At 71.7% G+C, this 26,831-nt stretch carries 28 protein-coding genes; 9 read left to right on the forward strand and 19 right to left on the reverse strand.

Annotated features, from left to right (window positions below):
* Positions 1–288: 288 nt before the first annotated feature.
* From AC3EUV_RS14245 to AC3EUV_RS14265, 5 genes are all read right to left on the reverse strand, one after another.
* A complete protein-coding gene (locus AC3EUV_RS14245) occupies positions 289–600 on the reverse strand; it encodes a hypothetical protein (RefSeq protein ID WP_435603039.1) in 312 nt (103 codons plus the stop codon).
* A gap of 154 nt (positions 601–754) precedes the next feature.
* Entirely contained in the window at positions 755–1,222 is a 468-nt protein-coding gene (locus AC3EUV_RS14250; protein WP_432141900.1) for a hypothetical protein, read from the reverse strand.
* Between the two features lie 713 nt (positions 1,223–1,935).
* Positions 1,936–3,108, reverse strand: a complete 1,173-nt coding sequence (locus tag AC3EUV_RS14255; RefSeq protein WP_432141901.1) for an FAD-dependent oxidoreductase — start codon at positions 3,106–3,108, stop codon at positions 1,936–1,938.
* A gap of 154 nt (positions 3,109–3,262) precedes the next feature.
* The gene (locus tag AC3EUV_RS14260) at positions 3,263–4,222 is read right to left on the reverse strand and encodes an NAD(P)H-dependent flavin oxidoreductase (protein ID WP_435603041.1); all 960 of its coding nucleotides are present in this window, start codon (positions 4,220–4,222) and stop codon (positions 3,263–3,265) included.
* A gap of 100 nt (positions 4,223–4,322) precedes the next feature.
* Positions 4,323–4,943, reverse strand: coding sequence for a TetR/AcrR family transcriptional regulator (locus tag AC3EUV_RS14265; protein WP_435603043.1), 621 nt, complete (start codon positions 4,941–4,943; stop codon positions 4,323–4,325).
* A 127-nt stretch (positions 4,944–5,070) separates the two neighbouring features.
* Here AC3EUV_RS14265 and AC3EUV_RS14270 point away from each other — a divergent pair, with 127 nt between their 5' ends.
* The gene (locus AC3EUV_RS14270; protein ID WP_435603044.1) at positions 5,071–5,706 is read left to right on the forward strand and encodes a DUF2867 domain-containing protein; all 636 of its coding nucleotides are present in this window, start codon (positions 5,071–5,073) and stop codon (positions 5,704–5,706) included.
* Between the two features lie 123 nt (positions 5,707–5,829).
* Complete coding sequence (locus AC3EUV_RS14275; RefSeq protein WP_435603045.1) at positions 5,830–6,246, forward strand: DUF6463 family protein; 417 nt, start codon at positions 5,830–5,832, stop codon at positions 6,244–6,246.
* Here the strand turns inward: AC3EUV_RS14275 and AC3EUV_RS14280 are convergent.
* Entirely contained in the window at positions 6,243–6,737 is a 495-nt protein-coding gene (locus AC3EUV_RS14280; RefSeq protein WP_432141906.1) for a cupin domain-containing protein, read from the reverse strand. The genes AC3EUV_RS14275 and AC3EUV_RS14280 overlap by 4 nt on opposite strands.
* Before the next feature lie 80 nt (positions 6,738–6,817).
* Between AC3EUV_RS14280 and AC3EUV_RS14285 the strand changes: the two genes are divergently transcribed.
* Entirely contained in the window at positions 6,818–7,672 is an 855-nt protein-coding gene (locus tag AC3EUV_RS14285; protein WP_432141907.1) for a LysR family transcriptional regulator, read from the forward strand.
* 205 nt (positions 7,673–7,877) lie between these two features.
* On the opposite strand, the gene AC3EUV_RS14290 is transcribed toward AC3EUV_RS14285, so the two are convergent.
* On the reverse strand, positions 7,878–8,603 hold the full coding sequence (locus tag AC3EUV_RS14290) for an SDR family oxidoreductase (protein WP_435603046.1): 726 nt from the start codon (positions 8,601–8,603) through the stop codon (positions 7,878–7,880).
* A 102-nt stretch (positions 8,604–8,705) separates the two neighbouring features.
* On the opposite strand from AC3EUV_RS14290, the gene AC3EUV_RS14295 reads away from it, so the two are divergent.
* Together AC3EUV_RS14295 and AC3EUV_RS14300 are read left to right on the forward strand one after the other, a co-directional pair.
* Positions 8,706–9,572 carry a LysR family transcriptional regulator gene (locus tag AC3EUV_RS14295; protein ID WP_435603047.1) on the forward strand — a complete coding sequence of 289 codons (867 nt, stop codon included), beginning with the start codon at positions 8,706–8,708 and terminating at the stop codon, positions 9,570–9,572.
* Positions 9,573–9,650: 78 nt separating this feature from the next.
* Positions 9,651–10,379 (forward strand): FG-GAP repeat domain-containing protein, encoded by a 729-nt coding sequence (locus AC3EUV_RS14300; protein WP_435603048.1) that lies wholly within the window; start codon positions 9,651–9,653, stop codon positions 10,377–10,379.
* A gap of 98 nt (positions 10,380–10,477) precedes the next feature.
* On the opposite strand, the gene AC3EUV_RS14305 is transcribed toward AC3EUV_RS14300, so the two are convergent.
* Complete coding sequence (locus AC3EUV_RS14305; RefSeq protein WP_432141911.1) at positions 10,478–11,125, reverse strand: TetR/AcrR family transcriptional regulator; 648 nt, start codon at positions 11,123–11,125, stop codon at positions 10,478–10,480.
* A 145-nt stretch (positions 11,126–11,270) separates the two neighbouring features.
* On the opposite strand from AC3EUV_RS14305, the gene AC3EUV_RS14310 reads away from it, so the two are divergent.
* The 3 genes from AC3EUV_RS14310 to AC3EUV_RS14320 all read left to right on the forward strand — a co-directional run bounded on the left by AC3EUV_RS14310 (position 11,271) and on the right by AC3EUV_RS14320 (position 14,281).
* Positions 11,271–11,900, forward strand: coding sequence for an MSMEG_1061 family FMN-dependent PPOX-type flavoprotein (locus AC3EUV_RS14310; RefSeq protein ID WP_432141912.1), 630 nt, complete (start codon positions 11,271–11,273; stop codon positions 11,898–11,900).
* 97 nt (positions 11,901–11,997) lie between these two features.
* A complete protein-coding gene (locus tag AC3EUV_RS14315) occupies positions 11,998–12,906 on the forward strand; it encodes a PDR/VanB family oxidoreductase (RefSeq protein ID WP_435603049.1) in 909 nt (302 codons plus the stop codon).
* A gap of 196 nt (positions 12,907–13,102) precedes the next feature.
* Positions 13,103–14,281: an acyltransferase family protein gene (locus AC3EUV_RS14320; protein ID WP_435603050.1), complete on the forward strand. Its 1,179-nt coding sequence runs from the start codon at positions 13,103–13,105 to the stop codon at positions 14,279–14,281.
* A 153-nt stretch (positions 14,282–14,434) separates the two neighbouring features.
* On the opposite strand, the gene AC3EUV_RS14325 is transcribed toward AC3EUV_RS14320, so the two are convergent.
* From AC3EUV_RS14325 to AC3EUV_RS14360, 8 genes are all read right to left on the reverse strand, one after another.
* Positions 14,435–15,781: an NADase-type glycan-binding domain-containing protein gene (locus AC3EUV_RS14325; protein ID WP_435603051.1), complete on the reverse strand. Its 1,347-nt coding sequence runs from the start codon at positions 15,779–15,781 to the stop codon at positions 14,435–14,437.
* A gap of 2 nt (positions 15,782–15,783) precedes the next feature.
* The gene (locus tag AC3EUV_RS14330) at positions 15,784–16,341 is read right to left on the reverse strand and encodes a phage tail protein (protein WP_387246084.1); all 558 of its coding nucleotides are present in this window, start codon (positions 16,339–16,341) and stop codon (positions 15,784–15,786) included.
* Positions 16,338–18,347: a putative baseplate assembly protein gene (locus AC3EUV_RS14335; protein WP_432141917.1), complete on the reverse strand. Its 2,010-nt coding sequence runs from the start codon at positions 18,345–18,347 to the stop codon at positions 16,338–16,340. The genes AC3EUV_RS14330 and AC3EUV_RS14335 overlap by 4 nt, the downstream gene beginning before the upstream one ends.
* Positions 18,347–18,769, reverse strand: a complete 423-nt coding sequence (locus AC3EUV_RS14340; RefSeq protein ID WP_406474257.1) for a GPW/gp25 family protein — start codon at positions 18,767–18,769, stop codon at positions 18,347–18,349. Before AC3EUV_RS14340 ends, AC3EUV_RS14335 begins: the two co-directional genes overlap by 1 nt.
* A gap of 48 nt (positions 18,770–18,817) precedes the next feature.
* Positions 18,818–20,737, reverse strand: a complete 1,920-nt coding sequence (locus AC3EUV_RS14345) for a VgrG-related protein (protein ID WP_432141918.1) — start codon at positions 20,735–20,737, stop codon at positions 18,818–18,820.
* Positions 20,738–20,753: 16 nt separating this feature from the next.
* Positions 20,754–21,536 carry a CIS tube protein gene (locus tag AC3EUV_RS14350; protein WP_432141919.1) on the reverse strand — a complete coding sequence of 261 codons (783 nt, stop codon included), beginning with the start codon at positions 21,534–21,536 and terminating at the stop codon, positions 20,754–20,756.
* A gap of 1 nt (position 21,537) precedes the next feature.
* Positions 21,538–21,975 (reverse strand): phage tail protein, encoded by a 438-nt coding sequence (locus AC3EUV_RS14355; RefSeq protein ID WP_327227577.1) that lies wholly within the window; start codon positions 21,973–21,975, stop codon positions 21,538–21,540.
* 117 nt (positions 21,976–22,092) lie between these two features.
* Complete coding sequence (locus AC3EUV_RS14360) at positions 22,093–22,476, reverse strand: hypothetical protein (RefSeq protein WP_432141920.1); 384 nt, start codon at positions 22,474–22,476, stop codon at positions 22,093–22,095.
* Positions 22,477–24,541: 2,065 nt separating this feature from the next.
* Between AC3EUV_RS14360 and AC3EUV_RS14365 the strand changes: the two genes are divergently transcribed.
* Entirely contained in the window at positions 24,542–24,748 is a 207-nt protein-coding gene (locus AC3EUV_RS14365; protein WP_432141921.1) for a hypothetical protein, read from the forward strand.
* Between the two features lie 1,004 nt (positions 24,749–25,752).
* On the opposite strand, the gene AC3EUV_RS14370 is transcribed toward AC3EUV_RS14365, so the two are convergent.
* Genes AC3EUV_RS14370 through AC3EUV_RS14380 form a run of 3 tightly spaced genes read right to left on the reverse strand, consistent with a single transcriptional unit; the run spans position 25,753 to position 26,764 of the window.
* Positions 25,753–25,911, reverse strand: a complete 159-nt coding sequence (locus tag AC3EUV_RS14370; protein WP_085927347.1) for a DUF6760 family protein — start codon at positions 25,909–25,911, stop codon at positions 25,753–25,755.
* On the reverse strand, positions 25,908–26,321 hold the full coding sequence (locus AC3EUV_RS14375; RefSeq protein ID WP_362923096.1) for a hypothetical protein: 414 nt from the start codon (positions 26,319–26,321) through the stop codon (positions 25,908–25,910). The genes AC3EUV_RS14370 and AC3EUV_RS14375 overlap by 4 nt, the downstream gene beginning before the upstream one ends.
* Positions 26,321–26,764 carry a phage tail protein gene (locus tag AC3EUV_RS14380; RefSeq protein ID WP_018087540.1) on the reverse strand — a complete coding sequence of 148 codons (444 nt, stop codon included), beginning with the start codon at positions 26,762–26,764 and terminating at the stop codon, positions 26,321–26,323. Before AC3EUV_RS14380 ends, AC3EUV_RS14375 begins: the two co-directional genes overlap by 1 nt.
* Positions 26,765–26,831: the final 67 nt, after the last annotated feature.

Genomic DNA, 26,831 nt, shown 5'->3' on the forward strand with positions numbered 1-26,831 from the left:
AAAGCCACGACGAAGACCCCCGTTATCGCCCATGTAGTTCTTGTTGTTCCGGCCCTGTGGTGGGCCGACCGGCCCCCTCTGCCTCACCGCCGGCGGAAGGGCCTTGATTCTCTGCTGCTGCCGAAGGCGCCATTAGGAGCCTCGTGAGTGTTCAACCGGCTTGGGTCAGCGCAGAGCCATGCCCATGCCAGAGCTTACCTAGCGGCCTTTCTGGTCCCTGAACTCCGGTGCGTCACAGTGCGCTAGTAGACATCCGGTCCAGAGCCATCCAGCCCTCAGGCGGCCGCCCTAGTGATTGGGCCGGCGCAGGCTGCGGTATAGCTCGATCGCTGAGTCCGGCGGAAAGTTGGGGACATAGGTGACGGCTCCATCGCTTTTGGAGATCACCATGTGACTGCCACCCAACGGCGCCTGAGTGCCGGGCGGCGGTGGGGGCATGACTGCGTGGATGAGGAAGCCGATGTCGAACTCCGTCACGTACAACGGCGCTGGGTTTCCTGCCGGATCCAATACTTCGAATCGGGCGCGAGCGGCAGCCAATGCCTCTTCGGCAGTGGTGGGGATGGGCTGTACCGGATCCGGCGCGTCGGGATGCGACACGGACTCTCTCCTGTCAGTGAAGGGGCGGCTGGGCTGTGGGTCAGGCGGGGTCATGCGCTTGGACTCGGTCTTGGTGCGGGGCGGTCGGCCGTCGGGGTGGCGGCCCTGCAACCCCGCTGTACGGTCGCCACACGCCCCCGTGGTGCGGGCCGTGTTACTTGCTCACGGACTTCAGAATCCGCACCTCGCCGCCGAACTGGTTCTCCGGCTTCTGTTCCTTGACCAGAGCGTCGTTGAAGTCCTCGTTCTCCTCGTGGTTCTTCGCCATCCGCTCCAACGCCTTGCCGATTTCGTTGAGCTTGGTGGCAAGGTGCTCCATCGAGTCCGTCATGCCGTCGCGTAGTCCTTCGTAGACCACGCCGAACTTCTCGCCGAGCTCGTCGTCACCCCACGGTGGGGTGCCTTCCTTGTCGCTGAAGGTGGTCAGGCCCTTCCAGGCGTCCTGGGCGACACTCGAGAACGTCGTCTCCTTCGGCGCTCCGCCTCCGCCGCCACCGTCACCCTGCGCGGCCAGGCCGTTCTTCAGCTTGGTGGTCGCCTGGTAGAAATCCCTGCCGATGTCGGAGAAGTTCTTCCCCTCGGTCTTCAGCGTCTGCGGATTGCTCTGGAATCCGTCGCCCATAACTGCGCCCCCGTTCACCAACCGGCGTCATCGAGATGCCGGTTCACATCCGTTTCATATCCGTGTCAGCGTACCCAGAGGCACCGACAAGCCCTCAGCCCCTGGATTTCGCAGTGCTGTCCCAGGAGCGTCCGGCCGATACCCTTCCGAGATAAAGCGCTCGCCGTGTTCGGGGGTAGCCGATGTCGAACTCGCCCACCCGTAACGGCGTCTGGGTGCCGTCAGGCCCGGTGGCTACCGAAGAAGGGGCGGGCCATTTCGAGGCCCTCCCCATCGTTCGCCGGCAGGCGGTGCGCCGGCGAGCCGGCCCGAGCCTCCGTGGGCACGGGCCCGTGGTCCGTATCCGGCCCCGGGACGCTTCCCCGCCTGTTGGTCACGAGAACCCCCTTCGAGCCCAGAGGGCCCTTCGCGCACACCGAACGCGGCTTTCGCACTCGCTACAGCCTGCTACAACTTTTGACGAGCTTATCCAGCCGACCGTTTGGACCGTCACCCCGGGTGCATCCGCGCACCGCTCGCCGCGCTCCCACTCCTCGCCCGCCCCAGTCCTGTCCCCATCCGGTGTCGGCCTCGAACCCGCGCACATTCCGTTCCCGACGCAACCTTGGCCAATGGGGAACAACCAGGAACGGGCGTCGAAAACAGGGCCCCGGCAGCGCGGCCGCCCGGGTTTCTCGTGCCGGAGCCGGGTGATGGGCTGGTGGACCCGCTGCTCAGTCCGCGTTGCCGGTGGCGGCGTTCATATCGCGGTGCCAGTCCAACTGGGCGGCGAGAGTGTCGTCGCCGGGGCGTTGCGGGGGCGGTCCGCCGGCGGGGCGGGAAGGGGGGCGGGTGCCGCGGGAGATTTCTCCGCTGGTGGTGATGTTGTGCTCCACGCGGGGGCGGCGGCACGTTTCGTAGAGGGCGAGGGCACTGTCCGGATCGGGGGTGTCCCGTAGGGACTTGGCGAGGATGACCGCGTCCTCCAGCGCCATCGAGGCCCCTTGCCCGGTCGCCGGTGAGGCCGCATGTGCCGCATCACCGATGATCAGGGCCCGTCCCGAACGCCAGGGGGTGCCGGGCGGGATCTCGGTGGCGTTGGTGGCCATGAGGTCGTCGGTGGCGGCCGCGACGATGTCCGCGGCGGGGGTGGCGTCCTTGCTCAGCGTCGCGACGAGTTGTTCCCGCCAGCGGGAGGGTGTGGGGCGGGCGAGTTGGTCGGCGGGGACGGCGTCTCCGCCGACGCGGGCGAACCAGTACGTCTCCCCGTCCGGCGAAACGGCGTAGCCGAAGGCGGCGGAGCTGCCCCGCACCATGGTGATGTGGCCGGTGTCCTCTGTCACCGGGGCGCTGCGCGTGTAGCCGTAGAAGACGCTCTGCCCGGCGTAGACGGGTTCCACGCCGGGCGCTATCGAGCGCCGGACGGCCGAGCTCAGGCCGTCCGCGCCGACGAGCAGATCGCCGGTCGCGACGCCGCCGTCGGCGAACCGCGCGCTCACCCCGTCCGGACCGTTCTCGACGGACACCAGCCGCGCACCGTGCGACAGCCGGATTCCCCGACGCACGACCTCGGCCTGAAGCGCGGCGCTCAACTCGCCCCGGCGCAGGCACCGGTAGCGCAGAAGCGCGTCCTCGGCCTCGCCCAGCGGCACATGGGCTACCTCACCACCCTGGTCGTCGAGCACGCGCATCGAGCGCAGCGGGAAGCCGAGCGCGGTGACCACATCCGAGGCATCGAGCTGTGCCAGTGCGCGCATCCCGTTGCTCGCCAGGGTCAGGAACGCCCCTATGTCCTCGGCCGTGTCGGGGTGCGCCTCATGCACGGTGACGTCCAATCCCGCCTTGTGCAGGGCCAGCGCGGTTGCCGTACCGGCGATCCCGCCACCGATGACCAGAATGTGTGTCACGTACCCGTCCGCTCTGTTGCGTTGGTCCCCTCGGGCGTTCAGTTCCATGATGCACCCGGGCACGGGACCTGGTGGGGCCGTCCCACGCAGCCGACTCCACGACACCGGTCTCTCCGATGACGGCAGGCCGCAGGAACGGTGTCTACGGTTCGGGTCAGTTGCCTACTGCTCGGGTCAGGGCGACCTGTGCCTGGGCGGCCATGGCGGTGACCAGGTCTTCTGCCGAGGGCCGGTCGTCGATGAGGTCGACGGCCTCGCCCGCCCAGACCGGCAGCGGCGGCACGGCGCCGCGGGCCACGTCGTCTTCGTACGCCTGGCGGGCCTCAGGGTCCGCGGCGAGCTCGGTCTCCCGGCCGCGCCAGCGGTCGAGGTACGGGTGGCCGAGTGTGCGAGCGGGGTATTTCGACGGCCACCGTGAGCCGCGCGCGATGTCCAGCACGGTGCTGCGCTCGGTGTCCTGGCCCCGCCCGTCGACAATGGCCTGGCTGATCGAGGGGGTGACCAGGGACTCGGTGGTGGCCTGGAAGCGGGTGCCGATGAGTGCTCCGGCGGCGCCCAGTGCGAGAGCCGCGGCCACCCCGCGCCCATCGGCGATCCCGCCCGCCGCCAGCACCGGCACCGGACCTACGAGATCCACCACCGCGGGCACGAACGGCAAGGTGGACCGGCCGCGCACGGATCCGTGCCCGCCGCTCTCGATTCCCTGAGCCACGATCACATCGGCGCCCAGGTCCACGGCCTGTTTGGCCTCCTCCAGGTCAGTGACCTGGAGGATCAGCAGAGCCCCGGCCCGGCGGACATGCTCCGTGTACGGGCTCGGATCACCGAAGGACAGCATCACGGCGGTGGGGCCATAGCTCAACGCCAGCTCCACGGCGGCGAGATCGATTCCCCAGGTCAGGAATCCGATACCCCAGGGTCCTTCGGTACGGGAGACGATCGGCACCTCGCGTGCCAGCCACTCCGGATCCCCGTAGGCGCTACCGAGAATCCCGAATCCGCCACCGCGGGAAACTGCTGCGGCCAGTGCCCCACCGGCCGACCCGCCCATCGGCGCCAGCGCGATCGGGTGCCGCACACCGAGCAACTCCGTGAATGCCGTCGTTAAAGTCATGTTCGCATCATGCCGCCAATGTTCGATCAGCAGAACCCAGCGCAGCGGCGGGCCTTTGGGGCTCTGGTGGTGCCTTCGGCCCCCGTGCCCCGGCCCGCCCCTACCGCTCGTCTTCGACGGCCTGGAGCGGGCCGATGAGGGCGAGTGCCGCGTCGAGAAGTGTGTCGGTCAGGTCGGGGAGTTGGCCGGGGGATTCGGACAGCAGGAACAGCCAGGCGAAGACGGGGCCGACCAGCAGGGCGTTGAGGGTGGCCGGGTCGGGGCGGGTGGGGAGTTCGCCGCGTGCGGTCGCGCGGTCCAGGATTTCCGTGAGGGTCCGGCGCTGGGCTCCCAGGTACCTCTCTTCGAACCGGTCGCGTAGTGCGGGGTCGGCGTGGACATCGGCCAGCAGGCCGGGGACCGTTCCCTGCGGCGGAAGGGTCAGGCTGTCCGCGATCTCGGCGAGCACGGCGGCCAGGTCGGCGCGGAGCGATCCGGAGTCGGGTGCCACGGCCAGGAACTGATCCGGCAGCAGCACGTCAAAGATCATCTCTTGTTTGGTGGCGTGGCGCCGGTAGATCGCCGCCTTGCCCACGCCGGCCCGCGCGGCCACCTCGGCCATCGTGAGTCGGGTGTATCCCACTTCGGACAGCAGCTCTCGGACGGCGGAGGCGATGGCGTCGTCGACGCGGCTGTCTCGGGGGCGGCCCCCCTGGTTGCGAGCTTGCTCTCGAACGGACATGGGTGCATCATACGGAACTGTGAGTATCGAAACCAATGGTTCCGTAACTCGGGCCCGTCCGTGTCTACGGCGCGCCGGCGGGTCCCGGCCCAACCGGCAGGGCTCACCGGCTCGGAAGGAATGACCGATGCGCATCCCGAAAGCCGCCCACACCGCACGGCCGTGGCGGATCCATGAGTTCACGCAGGACTTCCGGGTCGAGGACGTGTGGTCCTTCCGCGCGCCCGACGCGGGGCCCGACGACTTCCCCGTGATGGCCGAAGCGCTGAAGACGGCGTACGACACCCGGAAGGATCCCGCCGCGGTCCGCTTCCTGTTCGCGGTGCGCTGGAAGCTCGGCGCCCTGCTCGGCTGGGACACCCCACGGGCGGGCCTGGGTGGGCGGGTCGTCTCGCTGTGCGACCGCCTGCCGCGCGACCTCGCCCGGACCGCGATCGACGCCGCCCCCTGCACCGACCCGTTCACCGAGGTGTACCAGCTCGACAACGAGGCGGCCCGCGAACTGGCCAACAAAACCGTCCACACCGTCATGCACCTGGGCTGGGTGCCGACCGGCGACGGCGGATACGCACTGCGCATGGCGGCCCTGGTCAAGGCCAACGGACGGTTCGGGCGGCTCTACATGGCCGTCATCGCACCGTTCCGGTACCTCATCGTCTACCCGGCACTGACCCGCCGATGGGAACGTGCCTGGCTCGACCACGGCCGCCCGCGGCGGCACGGCGGAGGCGCCGCGGGCGGAGATACCGCCGGCCCGGCTTGACCACCCCAACCACGGCCGAACGACAACCGCGTGAGGTCGCGCGACGCCACATCCGCGCGACTCCACATCAGCGCCACTTCACATCCGCGCGACCTCACATCCATCACAGACCGGAGGATTCAGATGATCAAATGGGGCGCTTGGCTCCTGGTGTTCCTCGGAGCCGCGCACACGGTCTCCGCCTTAACGGTGGAGGGAGCGGCACGCTACGCGGGGGAGTGGTTCAGCGGGGCTCTGTGGCACGAAGGCTTCTCCGATATGAGCCCGGCCAACAGCGCGCTCTGGCTGTCTCTGGAGAGCTTCGGCCCGCCGCTCATCGTGGTCGGCCTGATCGTCCTGTGGCTGGACCGCCGCGGCATCACTCCACCGCCGTTCCTCGCGTGGACGCTGGGGATCTGGTGCGTGGTGGACGCCGTCATCCTCATCACCACGCCCTGGCCGCTCGCCCTGCTCGCGAGCATCCTGCTGGGGGCCGGAGGCCGCCGCGCCGCCGGCCGCGCCAACTCCGCGCCGCACGCCGACGCGACGAAGACTTCCTAGGCGAAGTCGGCGGCGGGCTCGGTGGCGTAACGGCTCATCACCTGGATACTCGCCTCGGGGGTCAGCGCCCGGCCGCCGGCGAACGTCTCCTCCAGGTCCCGGAAGTACTGCACGTACAGGTCCGGTGTGAAGGTGCTCAGCATGACGGCCGGATGGTCGGTCGTGTTGGCGAAGGTGTGCGGGGCTCCGGGTGGGACCATCACGAGCGTGCCCGCGGTCGCGTCGTAGTCCTTCTCGCCCACGGTGAACCGCACGGTGCCGGAGATGATGTAGAAACCCTCGTCGTGCTGGGCATGGCGGTGCTGGGGCGGTCCGGGCGTATGCGGCGCGAGGACGGACTCGGCGAGGCCGAGGCGGTGCCCGGTGTTGCTGCCGTCTTCCAGGACCCGCATGCGCGTGGTGCCCAGGAGGAGTATCTCGCCGTCGCTCGGACCGACCACCGATACGGCGGGGTCGGGCATCGGCTCAAGGGTCTTCGGTTCGTCAGTCATGCGCCCATTCCACTGCCGGGGCGAGGCGACGGTCCAAGACCTGTTCCGTGACCTCGATACCGAGCGGGTATCGTCGCAGCATGGAGCTACGCACACTGCGTTACTTCGTCGCGGTGGCCGAGGAACTCCACTTCGGCCGGGCCGCCGCCCGGCTGCACATGAGCCAGCCGCCGCTGAGCCGGGCGATCAAGCAGCTGGAGACCGAGGCCGGCGCCGCGCTGTTCGACCGGTCGTCCGCCGGTGTCACGCTGACTCCGGTGGGGGCGGTGCTGCTCGAAGAGGCGCGCTCGCTGCTCGACCAGGCCGACCGGGTACGCGAACGCGTGGCCGCGGCGGCCGGCGCCGCGACCCTCACCGTCGGCATGCTGGGCGACAGCGCCGACCCGGGCGCATCCCGGCTGGCCGGCGCCTTCCACCGGCTGCACCCGAGGGTGGAGGTCCGCATCCGCGAGGCCGACCTGACCGATCCCACCTGCGGGCTGCACGCCGGACTGGTCGATGTCGCCCTGACCCGCGGCCCCTTTGACGAGACCGGGCTGACCGTGCACGCGCTGCGCGCCGACCCGGTGGGAGCACTGCTGCGCGCCGACGATCCGCTGGCCCGCCGCGGCAGTCTGACGCCGAGCGACCTGGCCGATCGCCGCTGGTTCCGGTTTCCGGAGGGCACCGATCCGCTCTGGCAGGCGTACTGGCACGGCGGGGAACCTCGTGAGGGCCCGGTGGTGCGTGCCGTCCAGGAATGCCAGCAGGCCGTTCTCTGGAACGGCACGGTTGGCATGACCCTCCTGCACCACGAGCCGGCCGCGGGGCTCACGGTGGTGCCGCTCATCGATATGCCGCCGAGCCGCGTGGTCGTGGCATGGAACGAGGGCGACGACACGAATCCACTGATCCGGTCGTTCGTCCGGACCGCGATCGCCGCCTATCAGCGCTGAGCAAGGTGAAGTACGCGAGCGGGAATTCGCTGATGTCTCACAAGAGGAGACCGGCGGGCGAGGCGCCGGGACGGTGCGGAGCGGGGTACCCACGTGGTGGTGCCTGCCGGTTGGCCCGGCAGGCACCACCACGCCGCTGGCCGCATGAGCTTGCGCAAGCCCTGGCGATCGATGCTGCGTTGAGGTCATGCACCGACCATGCGGGTCACCACGGCACCTCGCCCTCGTCGTCGAAGAAGCTGCCGGTCGGGCCGTCGTCGGGCAGGGTCGCGAGTCGGAGCGCGGTCGCCGCGCCCTGTTCCGGGGTGCGGAAGCCGCGGAAGCCGTTGAGGTCGGTGGCGCAGTAGCCGGGGCAGGCGGCGTTGATCAGGATGTTGGTGTCGCTGAGCTCCTTGGCGTACTGGACGGTGACGGCGTTGAGGAAGGTCTTCGACGGCGGGTACGCGACGGCGATCGGGCCCGTGTCGGTGCCGGGAGTGGTCTGCCGGGTGAGGGAGCCGACGCCGCTGGACATGTTCACGATCCGTGGCGAGGACGAGCGGCGCAGCAACGGCAGCATCGCGTTGGTCACGCGGATGACGCCGATCACGTTGGTCTCCACGGCGGCCCGCACCGTCGTCACATCGACCGTGGTGGGCAGCTGCGCCGGATTGCCGGTGATGCCGGCGTTGTTGATCAGCACGTCGAGTCGTCCGGCGCTGTCCTCGATCAGCCGGGCGGCGTCGGCCACGCTCGCGTCGTCGGTCACGTCGAGCGGTACGCCGAAGGCGTCGACACCGGCCGCCCGCAGCTTCGCCACGGCGGTCTCGCGCCGCTCCTGGTCCCGGGCGCCGACCCCGACCCGCCAGCCCAGGGTGCCCAGTCCGGCCGCGATCTCGTACCCAATGCCCTTGTTCGCGCCAGTCACCAGCGCGATGGTCTGTTCGCTCATACGGCGATCCTGTCCGGGCCTGGCGGGAGCGGGCCAACACCGATTGGGTGGGCAGCGATACCGCGCGGGTATCGATCCAGGTGGGAGCAGTAGCATGTCGGCGTGGAGACAAGGGAGTTGCAGTACTTCGTCGCCGTCGCCGAGGAGCTGCACTTCGGGCGGGCGGCGCAGCGGCTCGGGATCGCGCAGCCCCCGCTGTCGCGGGCGATCCAGCAGCTCGAACGGCGGCTCGGAGCGGCGCTGCTGGAGCGCACCAGCCGCGCGGTCACCCTGACGGAGGCCGGGGCGGTGCTCCTGCGGGAGGCCCGGGCGGCGCTCGACGCGGTCGAGGCCGCCGAACGCCGCACCCGCCGCGCTGCGCTCGCCGCGACCGGCCGGCCCGGCGTGGTCCTTGCCACGAAGGCCGGCGCGTCCAGCGAACTGCTGGCGGAACTGCTCGCCGTCTACGCCGCCGAACCCGATGCGGTCACCGTCGATCTGCTCCTGTGCGGCATCGGCGAACAGGAACGGATGCTGCGCGACGGCCGGGCCGATGTGGCTCTGCTGCATCTGCCGTTCGACGCGGTGGCCGGCTTCGACACCGAAGAGCTCTGCACGGAGCGGCAGGTGGTGATTCTGCCGGCCGGGCATCCCCTCGCCGGCCGGGCCCATGTGCGGACGGCCGACGTCACCGGGCTGCCCGACCTGCCGCTGCCGCGCTGGCCCGGCCGCGACGGTACCTACCCGGACGGCCCCGGTCCGCAGGCCCGGGATCATGCGCAGCTGTTCCAGCTGATCGCGCTCGGCCGCACGTGCTGGATCGCACCGGAGTCGTGCCGGACCCAACTGCGCGAGGGTCTCGCCGCCGTGCCGGTGCTGGACGCGCCGCCGGTCACGACGGTGATCGCCTGGCCCCCGCACAGCCGGTCCCGGGCCGTCGCGGGGCTCGTCCGGGCGGCGACGTCCCGTTCACACGTCACGGTTGTGTAATACAGCGATCCGGGCATCAACGTGCCGGGAGCTGACGGCATCTCACCTCGCAGCAACGAACGACATGAGGAGCTGAAGATGCTGCACAAGCGCTTACGTCTGATCGCCGTGCCGGTCGCGGCTGTCGCCCTGCCCCTGACCATCGCCGGTTTCCCGGCCCAGGCGGCCGACGCGGCACCGTCCGGCAAGGGAGCCGCGGCGACGGCCCCGTGCCTGGCCGATGCCACCACGCTGCTCGGCGACCTCGACGGCGACGGTCACCGGGACAAGATCAGCAACCCCGGCCTCACCGGTACCAGGATGACGGTCCAGTGGGGGACCGCGAACGGTTCGTTCGGTACCAAGCACGCCGTCAGCGCCCTTCTCGGCGCGAAGAAGGGGGAGGTCGCGACCGCCGCGGTCGCCGACTTCCAGCGGGACGGCAAACTGGACATGGTCGTCAACCTCGTCACGCCGGCCGACGGGGACGACCCCTCGACGGCGCGCCTCGCGGAATACCGCCCCGGGCCGCTCAAGCGGTCGAATCTGGGCTCCGCCAAGGCCCGGCACTCCGACATCGGTGACCACGGTGAGGCGCAGCAGCTGCGGATCGCCAACTACGGGGGCGACGTGTACCCGGACCTTGCGATCCTCAACAACTCCGGTGACGGGGGGCTGGACCGGGATGTGCGCCTGACGAAGCCGGGCAGCGGTCCGGGGAGCTATCACTACGAACTCCAGGTGAAGTACGGCGAGTTCGGGACCACGCCGGAGCCGCCGTCGATGCCCGGCGACGGCTGGAAGCACTTCTACAAGCCCTGCTCCTGACCACAACTCCCGGCACCGGACCGCTGTCCGCAGGCCGGGCTGAGCCGGACCGGGCCGCTCTCCTCGATCACGAGGGGAGCGGCTCCCTTTTCACGCGCCTACGAGGCTGCGGTTCCCTGCCCCCGCGGTCCGCCCGTGAGGTAGCGGGTGACCATGGTGACCAGCTCGTTCTCCAGGCGGGCGGGGTCCAGCGGGTCGGGCGCCGCGATGAGTTGGTGGACGAGCAGTTCGACCGTGGAGACGACGAGCCGGGTGGCGACGTACAGGTCGTCGACCCGGCTCTCCGGATGGTTCTCGATCAGCTTGCGGACATAGGCGGTCCGCGCCTGCTGGTACTGGGACATCTTTGCCAGCAACTCCTGGGAACGCGGCGCCTGTTCGATCATGACGCGGAGGAGCTGCGGGTCGTCCAGGTGGTTCGCGATCGAGAGACGCACATAGCCACGGATGACGTCTTCGAGGGGGCGGAGCGGCCCCTTGTCCGGTTGGCCCGCGGTGGCGGCCATTCCCGCGTCCAGATGCCGGGTCAGCAGCTCCATCAGGATGGCGTCCTTGTTCGGGTAGTACTGGTACAGCGAGCCGATGGAGATCCGTGCCTGCTCGGCGATCCGGTTGGTGGTCCCGGCGGCGTAGCCGTACTCCGCGAAAACGTGAGCAGCGGCCGCGAGAATCCGCTGCCGGGTGAGCTCGGCACGGGCCTGACGGGGCTCTTTACGTGGCCGGAGTCCGCCTCGTCCGGACGTCATGGCACCTCCTTGACAGCGCTGCGAATGCGAGTAGCGCAAGACCTGAGCAATTGCTCACAATAGTGACATGACCTGCGGCGAAGCGGTACGTCGTGCTCCGCTGCGCGGTCGTCTGTCCGTCCTTGCGATCCGGAAAGGAGCCCCCGTGACACAGACCAGCGCACGCCCCCGGCGGGTCTCGCCCGCCGATGTCCGTGCCCGGCTCGGCGAGCCCGAGGAGATGATCAAAGCCAAGATCCTCGACCGTATAGACGAGCACTTCCACCGCTTCATCGCCCACTCCCCCTTCCTGACGATGGCCACGGCGGACGCGGCGGGCCGCGCCGACTGCTCGCCCCGCGGCGACTATCCGGGGTTCGTGAAGGTCCTGGACGCGCACACGCTCGCCATCCCCGACCGGCCCGGCAACAAGATCGCCGACTCCTTCCGCAACCTCGCCGAGAACGACGGGATCGGGCTGGTCTTCCTGATCCCCGGACTGCCCGAGATGCTCCGCGTCAACGGCAGCGCCTACCCCACCGACGAGCCCGATGTGCTCGCCCGGATGCGGACCGAGGCGCGCGAGCCGGAGCTCGCCCTCGTCGTGGACGTCGCCGAGGTGTACTTCCACTGCGGGCGCGCGCTCCTCCGCTCCCGCCTCTGGGACCCCGCGAGCCAGGCCCTCGCCGACGAGCTCCCGTCGCCCGGCGAGATGGTCACGGCTCAGGCCGGTCTCGACCTCGCCCCGGCCGTCATCGACGACGCCCTCGCAGAGGCCTACCGCAAGCTCTACTGACCCCGGCGATCGGCCTGCCCGCACCACCCGGTGTGCCCCGCCCCCCCGGTCTGCCCCGACCACCCGGCCTGCAACAGGACTTCCCATAGGACGTGCCATGCAACAAACCGTCGTCGACCGCATCGACCCGGTCGCCGAAGACACCGTCGCCCTCCTCCTGCGCGCCACTACGGGCCCACTGGCGCCCTGGGAGCCCGGAGCCCATATCGACCTGGCGCTGCCGAACTGGCTCACCCGGCAGTACTCGCTGTGCGGCGACCCGGCCGACCGGGAGTCCTACCGCGTCGCCGTACGCCACGAACGCCTCAGCCGGGGCGGCTCGGAGTATGTCCACCGGTTCCTGCGCCGGGGCCGCCCCCTTGAGGTGTCCCTCCCGCGCAACCACTTCCCGCTCGTCCCCGCGCCCGCCTACCTCTTCCTCGCGGGCGGTATCGGTATCACCGCCGTCCTGCCGATGCTGCGCGCGGCGGCCGGGGCGGGCGTCCCCGCCTCCCTCGTGTACGTGGGGCGGTCGGCCGCGACCATGCCGTTCGCCGGGGAACTGCGGGCCTCGTACGGCGAGCGGGTCCGGATCGTCGCCACCGAGAAGCAGGGCCGGCCGGACCTCGCGGCCCTGGCAGCGGGGTTGGCCCCCGGCGCGCTGGTCTACTGCTGCGGCCCCGCCTCGATGCTCGCGGCGGCGGAGGCCGCGTTTCCGGCCGAACGGCTGCGCGCGGAACGGTTCCGCCCGGCGGCCAGGACGTTCGGCCCCACAACGGAGTTCGAGGCGGTGTGCGCGCGGTCGGCCCGTACGGTCCGGGTGCCGGCCGACGAGACACTGCTCGACGCCCTGGCACACGCCGGGCACCCGCTCCCGTCGGGATGCCGCGAAGGCGTCTGCGGAAGCTGTGAACTCACCGTCCTCGACGGCGAACCCGAGCACCGCGACGACATCGGCGCCCGTGCGGGCCGGATGTACGCCTGTGTCTCCCGCGCGCTGACCCCGCGCCTCGTCCTGGACCTCTGATACGGCACAGGGCCGTGTGTGGACCGTGCGGCAGAGGTCCGCTCGTGATCCCGACTGAGTCCATCGCGAGCCGCAAGGGCCGCTGCACAGCTGCGGGTGGTACCACGGGTGTACGACGCACTCACGGGTTCCTTGCAGCCTGCGAGCCACTTCCGACACGGAGCGTTCCTGACCCGAGCGCTTGGGGGGTTGCACGATGGCCGAGCGCCGCTCGGGGCACCGGCTTGCCGCACTCGACGGGCTGCGGCTGCTGGCCGCGCTGATGGTGGTCTTCTACCACTACGCCGCCCTCGCCCGGCCGTGGGGCCAGGCCACGGACACCATCTTCCCCACCGCACACCAGGTGGCCCAGTACGGGTGGCTCGGGGTGGAGGTCTTCTTCCTGATCAGTGGCTTCGTCATCTGCCGGAGCGTGTGGGGCCGCACGGTGGGGGAGTTCGCTGCCTCCCGGCTCGCGCGGCTGTTCCCCGCCTATTGGGCCGGCATCCTGCTCACCGTGGTGGTCGTGAAGACCTGGCCGGAGGTCGCTTCGCCGCGCGGCTGGGACACCGTGATCACCAACCTGACCATGCTTCAGGGCGGGGACGGCACCCCCGACGTCGACCCGGTGTACTGGACGCTCTTCGTGGAGCTCAAGTTCTACCTGATCACGGCGGTGGTCATGCTGTTCGGCGTCACCTATCGCAACTGCCTGATCCTGTGCGGGGTGTGGACCGCGGCCGCGGCCCTCGCGCCGGTCCTGAAGACCCCCTTGATCACCGAGTTCGCGATGCCGCAGTACGCACCGTTCTTCATCGCGGGCATCGCCTTCTCCCTCATGTGCCGCCACCGGCCCAACGCGGTCCTGTGGGCGCTCGTGATCCTGCAACTGCTGCTCGCCCAGCGCTATATCGACGACCGCCTGGCCGTCAACCTCGGCGCGGCCGCCGCGGACGCCCTGCCCACCTGGCCGGCCCGCCTCGTCATCCTGGCCGCCTTCGCCCTCATCGGCGCGCTCGCGCTCGGCGCCTGCGACCGGATCCAGGGAAGGTGGCTCACCACCGCGGGAGCGCTCACCTACCCCCTCTACCTCATCCACCTCAATATCGGCATGACCCTCATCCATCACTTCCGGGGACGCGTCCCCGCCCCGGCCCTGGTGGCCTCGGTGACCGCGCTCATGGTGGCCCTCGCCTGGCTGATCCACCGCCTCGTCGAACGCCCCCTGGGAAGGTGGCTCCGCTCCACCCTGCGCCGGGGCATCGACGATGTCCGCCGGCAGGTCCCACCGCACCGCAGACCCGGCCGGCGCCCCGCACCGCATCCGCTCACCGTGTCCGACACGGTGCAGAACGAGCGGACGACGCCCACCGCCCGCACATACGAGTCGGCCTGAGCGGTGCCGGGGCCGGTCCGGCGGGGGCCCGGCCGCATTGTGCAGGCCCTTCGCCGCGTCCGGGCGGGGCTTCACCCGCTCGCCCGGACGGCTGCTGCGGGGGCGCCGAGCACACCTCCCCCGCAGCAGCTCAGGCCCGCAGGCCCGTCCCCGTCAGCTGTTCATCGAACGGCCGAAGAACTCCAGTGCGGCGATGGCTACTTGCTTGTCGCCCGCGGTGCCGTATGCGGAGCGCAGCACCAGCCGTACGGTCGTCGCGTTCCGTACCGCCACATCGATTTTCTGCACCCCGCCGTCATTGATCCGGGCGTGTGAGAGGTGCCGCTTGCCCGCGGAGTCGGTCACGATCAGGTCGAACTCATGCGGACGGGCCGGGTCCGCGGCCTGCGGGGTGCGTGCGGAGGCGCCGGGGGTGATCAGGATGTTGAGCAGATCGGTGGGCTGGCCGAAGGCGGCCTCCACGTACTGGCCGCCCGAGTTGCCCGCATAGCCGGTGCCCCACCAGGTGTTGGAGTAGCCGTCGAACGCGAGCTTCGCGTCGTGGCCGGGGCCGGAGTGCGAGGCCTTCCAGGTGGTGGCGGGCACCGGGACGCGCTTGGCGAAGCGGTCCTGCACGGCCTGCGCGGCCGGCGGCCCGCCGATGATCCCGCCGACCACGACGCCCGCGATCACCGCCGCCACCACCGCCCGGGCGATCCACTTGGCGCGGCCGCGGTCCAGGCGCGGCCGCTGCCCGGCGTACGGGCCGTCGGCGGTCTCGCGGGTGGTCTCGACGAGGGGGAGGGCGCAGCTCCGGCAGAAGTGCCGGCCCGGCGCGTTGAGCACTCCGCAGCTCCGGCACGGTGCGCCGTTCTCGGGCTGGGGAGCCGCCTCCGGCGTACGGACCCGGGGCCGGGGCGCGTCCGGACGGCCCGGCAGCACGCTGCCGGGCGCCTCGGGGGGCGGAGTGGCGGAGGTGCCCGGTACGGGGACGAGGAGGGCGCGGATTCCGGTTTCGGAGACGCCTTGTTCGCCGGCCGGGCGGGGGGCGGCCGGGCCGGGCCGGCTCTCCCCGCTGTCCTGGCCGGCCTGGCCCGTCTGACCGGCTTGGCCGTCCCCGCCGGACCGGGGCCGGCCCGTGTCTTCTTGGTGCGGGGCGGAGGACGGGAGTGGGGTGGTCGGTTCGCCGTTGGCGTCCGGCTTCGGGGCGGCGGCCGGGCCGGTGCCGCCGGTGTGCCCGGTGGCGGGCGCGGGCGCGGGAGTGGCAGCGGGGGGTGTCGTGGGAGGCGTGGTGCCGGCGGGCCGGCCGGTGGGGGCCGGGGTGCCCGCGCGGTCGGCGGGGGCCGGGACGTTCGGGGCGGGGGTTCCGGGCGCCGGAGGGGCCGCGGCGGCCGGACGCCCGTCCGCCGTGGACGCCGGCCGGTCCCAGCGCAGGAAGGCTCCGCAGGAGTCGCAGAAGGACTGGTCCGTCTGGGGTGCGGGGGAGCCGCAGTCGGGGCAGGTGGTGTGGTCGCTGGGCATGGTCAGGTTCCTTCAGGGGTGGGCAGGTGGGTCACCTCGGCCGCGAAGGGGAGGTGTGCGGGACAGGCCGCTGCGACGACGGCGTGCAGACGGTGCGGGTCGACGGCGGCGGGGTCGCGGACCCGCAGGGTCACCCGCAGGCCGGGGTGCGGCGAGCCCGGGAAGGCACCGAGGGGCCGCGCGGACCAGGTCGCGCCGCCGCTCTCGATGATCTCCGGGCGTACTCCGAACGCCAGCTGGACGGCGTCCGACAGGCCGCGCCGGGTGCCGCGTACCCGGTGCAGCGAGACGGCCGTGGCCACCGCGCGGCGGCGGGTGGCCAGCGGCTCCGTCCCGTCGAGTTCGGTGCCGACCCAGGTGGTCAGCCAGTCGACGAAGTCCTCGGGGGCGAGCGCGGGCGTGAAGTAGCTCTCCAGACAGTCCAGGACGTTGAAGAGGGGGGCGAGGACGACATCGAGGCCCTCGACGAAGCGCTGGGCGAAGTCGTCGTCGGCGTAGACGGCGGGGAGTTGCCCGCCCAGTGGATGCGGGGACGTCATCCCCGCCGTGGTGCCCCTCATCGGGCCTCGATCACGCGGACGCGGTGGTCGAAGGGGAACAGGAGCGCGGAGCGGGCGAGTTCGATGCGGTCGGTGGCGTCGCCGCGGCGGCCGGTGAGCGGGTCGGCGGGGTGCAGCAGGACCTCGTCGACGAGTTCCACACCCGGTACGCGCTGGAGCGCCGCGAAGATCTCCCCGGAGCGCAGCGGGCGGCCGAAGGGCCAGCCGTCGCCGTGGGCGCCGCCGGTCAGCGGGTCGAGGTAGGCGTAGAGCGCGTCCAGGGCCTCGGCCCGTACGCGGTCGGCCCGCGCCGCCCGGAAGGAGTGCAGCGTGGCGACGACCGTGACGCCTTGGTAGAAGGGCGGGCCGACCGCGAGGCGGGTGCCCACCGGGCGGCGCTCGTCGAGGAACTGGGTGACGCGGCCCAGGAGTTCCTTCCCCGGCACCAGCTGCTCGAAGCGGAGCCGGCCGCCGCGGTCGGGGACGGCCTGCGGGACGACCAGGACCCGGACCGCGTTCTCGCCGGTCCGGCCGGTCCGCCCGGCCTCGGGGCCCTGCGCGCTCGCGGCGGCCGTCGCGGGCTCGGCCGGATCGACCGCGAGACAGGCGATCCGGGCGGCCTCGGGGGCCGCGCGCCGGGCCAGTTCCTCGTAGTCGCGGGCCGTCACGGCCCGTTCCTGCGCGCGCAGCGTGATCGGCGCGCGGACCTTCGCCTCCTGCACCGTCTCGCCGTCGACCCCGCCGCGCGCCGCCTCCCGGTTCTCCACCCGCGCCACGTACGGGATGGAGCTGCGCAGCGCCTGGATCGCACCGCGCGCCACATTGCCCGTCCGGCCGCCGCCGGTGCGGTAGGACGGGACCCGGATCACCGAACCCTTGGCCGGTACGGCCCCGAACTGCCTTATGGAGCCGTCCGGTTCGCGCACCGAAGGGCCGAAGGCGATCTCACCGGTGGCCTCCTCCAGCGTGATGTGCCGGTCGTGCGGACCGGAGGCCGCGAAGTCGGAGACGACCTGCCACTCCTGCCAGCCGTCGCCGTCCGAGACCTCCAGCCGCAGCGGCGGGCGGTCGGCGACGACGGGCGCGTGGACCAGGCGCATCCGCTGGCCGGGCACGCCCGCGGACTCCCCGAGCAGCTCGTCCTTGACCACGACGGCGTGCGCCACCGCCGTCGTGCCCCCGATGGTGAACGCGGAGGCGGACCGTACGGTCGGTGAGGCGCTGTAGAACGGCTGGCCGGGCGCGGCTTCGACGACCCGGCAGCGCAGCCAGGCGGCATCCGTCCGGCCGACGCGTGAGCCGGTGTGCCCGGCCGGGATGAGCAGGACGACCTCGCCGGGCCGGTTGAGGCCGCCGGTGGAGTCCTCCGCGACCTCGCACTCCGCCCATCCGTCGGCGGTCCATGCCTCCCAGAGCAGCGGCGGCTGACGCGGGTCGACGCCGACCCCGTCCACCCGGCTGTCCAGCTGCAATACGGCCGCGCAGCGCGGCACCGCCGCCGACAGCCCGAACAGGAGGGTGTCGCCCGGCTGCGGGGCCGCCGAGAAGACGGACACATCGTTGCCGCCGAAGATGTCCTGGCCGCAGTCCTCGGGGGTGGTCCCCACCTCCTGCCGCAGTACGGCGGCCAGTTCGCAGGGCACGACGGTCAGATCGTCCTCGGTGGCGAAGACCACCGCCTCCTCGGTCTCGGTCCGGCCGGTGGCCACCTCCGTGCCCGCGGGCAGCACGACCGGCTCGGGCTGCGGGGCGGAGAGCCAGAAGGTGACATCGGCGCGGGCGGCGGAGGGCGGGAAGAGGGTGACGCCCAGCAGGTCGAGAAAGGCCAGATGGTTCTTCTCCGGCACCCGGTTGAGCCGGTAGACGATCTGGTCGGCCATGTGCGCGACGGCCTCGATGAGGGTCACGCCCGGGTCCGAGACATTGTGGTCGGTCCACTCGGGGCAGCGCTGCTGGATATAGCGCTTGGCGTCGTCGACGAACTGCTGAAAGCGGCGGTCGTCGAGATGGGGTGCGGGCAGGGCCATCAGGCTTCGCTTTCGGTGGACGGTGATTCCGTGGACGGGATCACGTAGAAGGGGAAGACGAGGCTGCGCGGGTTGTTGGTGCCGCGCACGCTGTAGCGCACATCGATGAACAGCACGGACGGCTCGTCGGGCGCCGGGGTCACCTCGACGTCCTGGACCTCGATGCGCGGCTCCCAGCGGTCGAGCGAGTACCGCACCTCGTAGCGGATGCGGCCGGCCGTCGCCTCGTTGACCGGCGCGAAGACCATGTCGTGCACGGCACAGCCGAATTCCGGCCGCATCGGCCGCTCGCCGGGCGCGGTGGCGAGGACGAGCCGGATGGACTCCTCGATCTCCCGCTCCCGGCGGGCCAGTGCGATCCCGCCGCCCGCGTCGGTACGCAGCGGGAAGGCCCAGCCCGCACCGACGAACTGTTCACTCATGTCCGGTGCCCCCCTTGAGATGCATGTCCCTCAACTTCCTCACGCCCCCTAGAACGGAATGCCGTTGCGCAGGACGGCAGGTGCGTTCAGCGTGACCGTGGCCGGCGAGTTGATGGCTGCCGCGGCGCCCGCGTTGACGGCCACCGCGCCGACCGCGCTGACGGAGACCGCGCCGACAGAGTTGACGGCCACCGCGCCGGCCGACTTGAGGCTGATCGCGCCGGTCGCGTTGATGTCCGCCACGGCGCCCGCCATGACGCCGAACTTCGCGCCCGCCTTGATGTCGACCGCCCCGCCGGCGCTCATCGTCAGCGAGCCGCCCGCGATCAGCGACAGGTTGCCGCCCGCCTTGATGCTCACGTTCCGGGTCCCGGTGATGGAGACGGAACCGTCGCTGCGGATGGTGACCTGGGTGCGCGTCTGGTCCAGGTGGACGGTGAGCCGGCCGTTGCCGGTCTGGAGCCTGATGCCGCTCTTCATCCGGGACTTGGCGTCGACGAGCTCGACGGTGTGGCCGCTGCGCGAGGCGAGGGAGCGCCAGTTGATCCGGCCGCTGGTCGGATCCACCGGCTGGAGCCCGTCCGTGTTGGGCGTCGGCTTGTCGCGGCCGTTGTACAGCCCGGCAAGGACGTACGGATGCTCCAGCGAGCCGCGGTCGAAGGCGCACAGCACCTCGTCGCCGACCTCCGGCAGGATCAGTCCGCCGCCCCGTACGCCGCCCAGCTGCGCGACCCGGCACCAGTCGCTCTCGTAGGTGTCCGACAGCCAGGGGAAGCGCAGCCGGACCCGGCCCAGCTTCAGCGGGTCCTTGGCATTGCTGACCAGCGCCATGGCCACGCCCGGCATGGGCGGCGCGGCGTCCGCACCGCCGGACGCGAGCCCGTACAGCGAACGGAACTGCCGACCCGACACGGTCAGCCAGGTGGTGAACTGCCGCCCGGACTCGAAGACATGGCGGACGCCGGTGGCCGTGTACTTCCCCTCGAAGGGGAAACCCGCGCCCTTGAGCGCGACGGGCTGCCCCGGCTTCAGCTTCGGATTCCCGGTGACCGCCACCTCCAGCTCGGCGAAGGAGCCCGCCACATCGTCGGCAAGGGCACGCGCGGCATGGGTGACCTGGGCCTGGGTGGTGAACGGCGTGTCCGTCGCGGTCAGTTCGGCCTTCCCGAACGGTTTGCTGAGCGCCGAGGGGGCGATGTCCGCGACGATGTCCTTGCTCGTCGTGGCCGGGGACTGGGCGGACAGCGCACGCTTGGCCCGCATATCCCAGCCGCGCGCGCCCGCCTTGTCGACCTGCCCGGCGGCGGTGACCGCGATCCGGCTGTGCAGCGCGTTGTGGCCGAACTCCAGGACGTACGGGCTCTGCGCGGCCGGTGTGCTGTCGGCGGGCGCGGACGCCGCCGGGGTGAGCTTGCCGAACTGGAGCTTGCCCTGCGGGTCGAAGGAGAGATGGACGTCGTTCTCCTGGGCGAGGCGGGTCAGGAAGTCCCAGTCGGTGATATTGGGCTGGGTGGCCAGCTCGTAGACGGTGCGGGTGGGCTCCACCTTGCCGAGGGAGAGCTTGTTGAGGCCGGCGATCCGGCGCACGATGTCGCTCGCGGTCATATTGGGGTAGCCCGCCACGCGCCGGTTGCGCAGCAGCCGGTGCCCCGGGTCGTAGCCCCGCACGACCAGGTACTTGCCGCTGGCGTCCGCGTCCACTTCGAGGGCGGTGACCTCGCCGGTGACCATGGGTGTGCCGCGCTGCCCGTCCGTGAACGGCGACAGCACCGCCTTCGCGCCGACCTTGATCTGCGGAAACGTCTTGAGGATGTCTGACCCCGAGTCACTGAAGGTGAGCTCGAAGGCGGACGGCACATTGACGCTCGCGTCCACCCAGCCCGCGATGAGCAGGGCGGCGAGCTTGTCGGGCAGCGGCGAGCCGCCGATCACGGCATGCAGGACGCTGGTGTACGTCTTCTCACTCATCGGATGCTCTCGCTGGTCATCGGGCGGATTCGTGGGCAGGGGGACGGTGCGCCGAAGGGCTTCGGCTGCCGTCTTCGGGAGGGTCTTCGTCGGCGGCGGGCAGCAGCAGCTCCGTGCCCGGCCGCAGCCGCATCGGGTCGTCGATCTCGTTCGCCTCCGCGATCAGCCGCCAGCGGGTCGCGTCCCCGTACTCCCGCCAGGCCAGCGAGGCGAGCGAGTCCCCGGCGACCGTGCGGTGGATACGGCGGGCGGAGAGCGCGCCGGAGGTGGGGTTCTGCCCCTTGGTGGGCATCGCCACCTCGGTCAGGGACAGCGTGCAGGTGGCGCGGATCGGTTCGCCGGTCGGGTTGAAGAGGGTGTAGGTGGCACTGACGCTCGTCACATACGCCACGAACTGCACCGTGTTGAACGAACCCCACGAAAACCGCACCCAAGGCGGCGAAGGACGCTTGGAGTTGACGCTCTGCGCCGTCACCTCGCAGCAGGACAGCAGCAGTTCGATCTGCTTCTGCACCTTCCCGGAATTCGGGGTGCCGGAGGCGTCCAGGAACACCTCCAGCTGGAGCGTGGCGGGCCGGGTGCCGGTGAACTTGGGCGGCGCGCCCCGCATGTAGGCGACCGCGGCCTGGGTGTGCCACTCCGCCTCCCGCCCGAGCTGCAACTGGGTCGGATTGAACTGGAACTCCACCTCACCGATGCGCCCGCCGATGGAGCCGCCGAGGTCGGTGGGCGGCTGATGGATCGCGAGGGCGGCCCGTACGAGGCTCGCGCCCGCCTTCCCGCCGGTCGGTGCGGCCACCTCAGGCACCTCCCGCGTCGGTGAACCCGTGGTGCGCGATCTCCAGCGTCTCGGTCGCCACCCCCGGGCTGGCCGGGTCCAGACTCGGCCCCTGCCAGCGCACCGGAAGCACCTCCACCAGCCCCCACTGCGCGACGATCGAGCCGTCGGCGCGCAGCGCGGCGATCTGTGCGGTCGGCCGGCTGATGCCGGTGGCGAGCGACGAGATCCAGGCGGCCACCCGCGAGGTGTCGGCGGTGAGCGGGCGGGTCAGACGGATCGTGGAGAACGTCACGCGGGTGGGCAACTGCCAGACGAAACCGTTGTTGCCGCCCTCCTGCCGCTGCTCCACCTCCACCTCGGAGGCCAGGCCGTCACAGCCGTTGAACAGGCCGAGGTCCTGGCCGTCGATGGTCAGCTTGAAGAAGACGGTGGAACCGGGGTCCTGGGCCTGAGGCATGGTCGGTGGTTCTTTCGGGTGAGGTGGCGGTGGTCGGGCTGGAGGGGGGTGGGTCGGGCTGGGGATCTGGACGGGGGACGGGCTGGGGATCTGGACGGGGATGGGGCCGGGCGCGGGTCAGCGGCCGTGGTCGCGCAGTCGGCCGATGCGTTCGCGATCCCCGCGCAACTCGGCTCGGAGCAGCCGCGAGAGCGGCGTCACCAGCCGCCGGGCGAGGGCGTCGAGGGCGGCGGGGTCGGTGGGGGTGGTGGGCTCGGTGGGGGTTGGGGTGGAGGTGGATGGGGTGGTGGGGGTGGTCTTCGGGGTGGCTTCTGTGGGGGTGTTGGGGGTGCGTTGGATGGGGCGGGCGGTTGTGGGTGGGGTGGGGCTGGGGGGTTTGGCTGGTGTGGCTGACCGTTGGTGTGTGGGTGGGGTGGGGGAGGTGAGCGGCTGGGGGGCGGCCGGGGTTGGGGCCGGTGACGGGGCTCCGGGAGCGGTGGGTGCGCGCTGCACTACGGGCATGGCGGGGGCGGTGGGGGCCGTGTGGACCGTGTGAGACGAGGTGAGTGAGGGGCTCGGGGGCCGTGTGGATGTCGGGGCACCGGGAGCGGTCGGACCGGGCTGCCCCATGGGCATGCCGAGGGCGGCGGGTGCGGTGCGGACCGTGCGTGCGGGGCTCGATGGCCGTGTGGGTGTCGGCGCGGATGCCGGCTTCTGTAGCGCGACGGCTGGGACAGCTGCCGCTCGTCGGGACGCCGGTCCCGCTGCGCCGGCGGGACTCTCCGGGCTCGCCGCGCTCGTCGCGGGGCGAAGGGGGACGGCGGGTGGGGCCTGCACGCTGGAGCGCTGCACCGGTGCCGGGCCGGCGGCCTCCGCCGCGTGGCCGGTGGGCCGTTGCCGGACACCTGGATCCAGCGCACGCGCGGACGCGAGGGGCGCGCGACGGGCGATGGGGGGAGCGGTGACGGCAGGGCGGGGAGTGGTGCTGGTTGTCAGCGGTTGGTTCGGAGGTGCTTGATTCGTCGGTCGGTGGCTCGTCTGTGCAGGGGAGTCCTGTGGGTGAGATTGCGGGGTGCGGGACTCCGGCGTGCGGGATTGCGGGGTACCGGAGGGCGACGGGTGGGATTCCCGTGGGTGGAGCTGCGGCTTACGGGATTCCGGGGTGTGGCTCTCTGGTGTACGGCTTTCCGGCGTGCGCGTAGTCGGCAACGGGGCTACGGGGGTGGGGCGTTCGAGGCCCTTGGCCGAGCGCTGCAATGGGGCCGGGGTCGCGGACGGGGTTCCCGGGGTGGCGATCGGCGTTTGGGACGAGGCCGGCGTCGGGATCGGTGAGGGGGCCGGCGGCGTCAGGGGTGCCTGTGCCTGTGCCTGTGCCTGTGCCTGTGCCGGTGTCGGCGTAGGCGTGGGCGTGGGCGTCGGTGCAGCAGCCTCGCGACGGACCGCGGTGGACTCCGTAGGTGCGCCGATCAGTGGCTTTCGTTGGATCGCGGGTCGCGAGGGCTGCCCGCGGTCCGGCGTGCGACCTTCATCGGCCGGTGGCTGGGCGGGCCGGGCGTCGGCCGCAACGTCCTTGGCCGGGGTACCGGTCTCCGTGCTCGGGAGCAGCGGAGCGCCAAGTCCGAGGCGCTGGGGGCCTGTTGCCGCAGTCTTTCGCGCAGGCCGCTGGGCGGCTTGCTTCACGGCTCGCTGGACCGGGCGGCGCGCTCGGTCGCCGTCGCCCGTGGCCGGGCTCGCGGCCGGGCTCGCAGCGGGGCTCGGCGCCGCGCTCGGGGCTGTGCGATCACTGGCGACGGCGCCGTCCGCCTGCGGGGGCGTGCTCTTGGGCGAGGACGTACGCGAAACCGGTCGCGGGTTCGTGGCAGGGTTCGTGGCAGGGTTCGCGCCTGGTGCGGTGCCTGGCGTCAGCGGGGTCGCGTCCTTACTCGGCGCCGGGCCGGTGCCCGGTACGGCGTCCGTGGCCGGGCCGGTCTTCGGCGTGCTGCTCTGGTTCGGGGCGATCGGCTTGCGTGGGCCGACCGCCCGCCGCTGGACGACCCGGTGGGGGGTGTCAGGTCGTACAGCGGCGGGGGCCGGTGCCGCACCCTCGCTCGCCGGTTCGGCGGCAGCGGTGCGGGATGGGGGAGAGACAAGGGGCGCCGCTTCCGGAGGCGTGGTGGCCGACGGCGCTGCTTTTTCGGTGCGCTGCAAGGGAGTGTTGGTCGGGGTGGGGGCGGTGGTGCTGCTCCCCGCCTGCGACGTGGTGGCCGGCCGCAGCCGACGCGGCGGCATCGCGACCTTGCCGGCCGAGGTGAGCGGGGACCGCGCGCCCACGGGCTTCCGTACGGGCCTGGCCACGGGCAGGGCTGAGGGGAGGCCGGCAGCCCCACGCGATGCGGAGCGAGCGGCCTCACCGCCACCACCGTGCGCGGCCTCGCCGTCGTGTGCAGCCTTGCCACCGGGCACGGCCGTGGTGCCAGGCGCGCCCTCGGCACTGGGCGCGACTTCGGCACCCGGCGCGACCGTCCCACCCCTGCGCGCCCCGCCATCACCGCTGCCCGACGGCTTGGCCACCGCCGACCTCTGCTTACTCCACAGACTGCCCGACGGCATGGCAGACGGAGTGGTGGACGGCGTGACAGATGGCGAGTTGGACGCGGAGTTGGACGGAGCGACGAACGGCCTGCCGGACGGCCCGCTCGCCGAGGCGACCGGAGGCGTGCCCGGCGAATCGGCCGACGCGGCGCTGGGCGTTGCGCTCGGCGCGTCGTTCCGCGAGGTGTTCGCGGACGTCCTCCCGCCCCCCGAAGCCGATTGACGTGGAGCGCGCGCGGCAGCCGTCGGGATACCTGCCGCCCCCGGCGCCGCCGCCCGCTGTACGGCCGCCGCATCCCGGGCCTCCGCCGGACCCGCATCCCCGATCAGCGGACGCACCGCATCCCGGCTCTCCATGGGCACCGCACCACGGGTCTCCCCACGCGCCGCACCTCGCGTCTCCGCACGCCCGGCAGCCGGGCTCTCCGCACGCGCGGCACCCGGGCTCTCCGAACGTGTCGGACCGCGGCTCTCCCCACCTGTGGCACCCGGCTTCGCCGCACCAGCGGCATCCGGCGTCCCGGTACGCGGCGCCCCCGGCGCCGCCGCCCGCTGTACGGCGGCCGGCCCCCGAGCCCCGGCGCGTGCTGCATCCCGGGCTTCGGTACGCGAGGCATCCGGCGCACCCGGTACACCCGCCGCCGCCACCCGCTGCACAGCGGCACCACCCCGACCCCCGGTCCGTGCCGAATCCCGACCCCCGGTCCGTGCCGAACCCCGGGCCCCAGTACGTGCCGAGCCCCGGCCCTCCGTTCGCACCCCAGCCGAACTCTCCGCCCGCGCCGCACCCCCGCCCTGAGCCTCGACACGCCCCCCGACGCCCAGCAGCCCGGCCCCCTCGCTCCCGCCAGGCGCCTCGTCCTCCCGCCCCGCGACCGGAAGTCGCAGGGCCGGGAGTGCGAGGTCGGCCGGGCGGCCGGTGACCGGCACCAGGGCGTCGCGCAGCACGCCACCGGGGGCGGTGGCGTGGACGTCATGACCCAGTTCCCCTCCGAAGGAGGGGTTGCGGTGCGCGCTCAGCGACGCGGCGAAGCCGGGCTCCGCGACCGGGCGCGGCGTGCCCAGGACCCGCTGGATGGGGGGCACGGCGGCCCAGCCGCCGGCGCCGCCGCCGTCCGCGCTCCCGGCAGCGGTCTCCGCGGCCGCCCCGGCCTCAGGCCCTTGCGCAGGGTGCGAACCCTCGGCACCCCGCGACTTCCGCCGCCACCTGAACAACCCCATCCTCCGTCACTGCTTCCCTTCAGCCCGCTCCACCAGGGCGGCGATCTGTGACACGTACGCGCGCCGGTCGGCGTGTTCGAGGTCGAGGATGTCGTCGATGCCCCAGTGGAAGTGGTAGGCGAGATAGGCGACTTCCTCTTCGATACGCCCGGTCGCGTACGTCACGATTCCCCCAGGCGGCTCCCGGCCAGCTCCACTTCGAAGGGCTCCTCGCAGTGCGGGCAGGACACCGCGGCGCGGGTGTGCCCCTCCGCGTTGATCTGCCGGTAGAAGTCCTGAAGAAAGGCCAGGTCGGAGGCGAACATGTTCTCCACCGTCCCGTCGTGCACGGATGCGAGCGTGCCGAGCCGGGTGATGACCCGGCCCAGCAGCACGACCGAGAGATATGCCGGGTTCTCGCGCACCCGCACATCCCGCAGCGGGATCAGTTCGTCCCGTGCCGTCGCGAGCCGCATCGCACCGTTCCGGTGCACGGTCCCGGACTCGTCCACGAATCCGCGTGGCAGCTCGAACTCGAATTCCGTACGCAACGGCTCGCGTTGCTGTTGCGCCCCCGCCGGGCCCTCGCGCCGCATTACTCGATGACCAGCTCTTCGAAGACGATGGTGACCTGCTCGGTCAGCGCGGCGGCGTCGCCCGCCTTGACCCCGCTGGTCTCGACCTTGCTGCACCACGCATTGCGCATGTTGTAACGCTTCACGGGGTTGTTCTGGTAGTCCATCATCATGATGGTGGCGTTCTTACGGGCCGAACCCATATCGCCCGCGATGGACTTGTTGATCCACTCGCTGAACGCGCCGCTCTGCGTCATACCGCGAGTCACGGTGCATTCGCCGGCCTTCTTCGTGCCGGGCATCTTCTTCACGACGGGCTTGCCGTCCGCCGAGACCTGCTGGTATTCGATGACGTCCTGCTCCATGGTCAGTCCGCTGACCTCCTGGAGGTATTCGACCATCACGCCGTCGATCTGGAGGCCGAAATTGTGTGAGGTGAGGGCATCACCGGGCTGAAGGGACAAGGTGGTTCACTCCTGTGGTGAGAAGAAAAGTGCTGACGGGGAGAGGGAATGAGGAGGGAGAGGGGGG

Source organism: Streptomyces sp. bgisy130 (assembly GCF_057708345.1).

Coding starts and splice junctions, on each gene's coding strand:
- AC3EUV_RS14250 (WP_432141900.1), bottom strand. CDS start 1,222: ATGGGCGACGGATTCCAGAGCAATCCGCAGACGCTGAAGACCGAGGGG.
- AC3EUV_RS14260 (WP_435603041.1), bottom strand. CDS start 4,222: ATGACTTTAACGACGGCATTCACGGAGTTGCTCGGTGTGCGGCACCCG.
- AC3EUV_RS14265 (WP_435603043.1), bottom strand. CDS start 4,943: ATGTCCGTTCGAGAGCAAGCTCGCAACCAGGGGGGCCGCCCCCGAGAC.
- AC3EUV_RS14270 (WP_435603044.1), top strand. CDS start 5,071: ATGCGCATCCCGAAAGCCGCCCACACCGCACGGCCGTGGCGGATCCAT.
- AC3EUV_RS14275 (WP_435603045.1), top strand. CDS start 5,830: ATGATCAAATGGGGCGCTTGGCTCCTGGTGTTCCTCGGAGCCGCGCAC.
- AC3EUV_RS14280 (WP_432141906.1), bottom strand. CDS start 6,737: ATGACTGACGAACCGAAGACCCTTGAGCCGATGCCCGACCCCGCCGTA.
- AC3EUV_RS14285 (WP_432141907.1), top strand. CDS start 6,818: ATGGAGCTACGCACACTGCGTTACTTCGTCGCGGTGGCCGAGGAACTC.
- AC3EUV_RS14290 (WP_435603046.1), bottom strand. CDS start 8,603: ATGAGCGAACAGACCATCGCGCTGGTGACTGGCGCGAACAAGGGCATT.
- AC3EUV_RS14300 (WP_435603048.1), top strand. CDS start 9,651: ATGCTGCACAAGCGCTTACGTCTGATCGCCGTGCCGGTCGCGGCTGTC.
- AC3EUV_RS14305 (WP_432141911.1), bottom strand. CDS start 11,125: ATGACGTCCGGACGAGGCGGACTCCGGCCACGTAAAGAGCCCCGTCAG.
- AC3EUV_RS14315 (WP_435603049.1), top strand. CDS start 11,998: ATGCAACAAACCGTCGTCGACCGCATCGACCCGGTCGCCGAAGACACC.
- AC3EUV_RS14320 (WP_435603050.1), top strand. CDS start 13,103: ATGGCCGAGCGCCGCTCGGGGCACCGGCTTGCCGCACTCGACGGGCTG.
- AC3EUV_RS14325 (WP_435603051.1), bottom strand. CDS start 15,781: ATGCCCAGCGACCACACCACCTGCCCCGACTGCGGCTCCCCCGCACCC.
- AC3EUV_RS14330 (WP_387246084.1), bottom strand. CDS start 16,341: ATGAGGGGCACCACGGCGGGGATGACGTCCCCGCATCCACTGGGCGGG.
- AC3EUV_RS14335 (WP_432141917.1), bottom strand. CDS start 18,347: ATGGCCCTGCCCGCACCCCATCTCGACGACCGCCGCTTTCAGCAGTTC.
- AC3EUV_RS14340 (WP_406474257.1), bottom strand. CDS start 18,769: ATGAGTGAACAGTTCGTCGGTGCGGGCTGGGCCTTCCCGCTGCGTACC.
- AC3EUV_RS14345 (WP_432141918.1), bottom strand. CDS start 20,737: ATGAGTGAGAAGACGTACACCAGCGTCCTGCATGCCGTGATCGGCGGC.
- AC3EUV_RS14355 (WP_327227577.1), bottom strand. CDS start 21,975: ATGCCTCAGGCCCAGGACCCCGGTTCCACCGTCTTCTTCAAGCTGACC.
- AC3EUV_RS14360 (WP_432141920.1), bottom strand. CDS start 22,476: ATGCCCGTAGTGCAGCGCGCACCCACCGCTCCCGGAGCCCCGTCACCG.
- AC3EUV_RS14365 (WP_432141921.1), top strand. CDS start 24,542: ATGGCAGACGGAGTGGTGGACGGCGTGACAGATGGCGAGTTGGACGCG.
- AC3EUV_RS14375 (WP_362923096.1), bottom strand. CDS start 26,321: ATGCGGCGCGAGGGCCCGGCGGGGGCGCAACAGCAACGCGAGCCGTTG.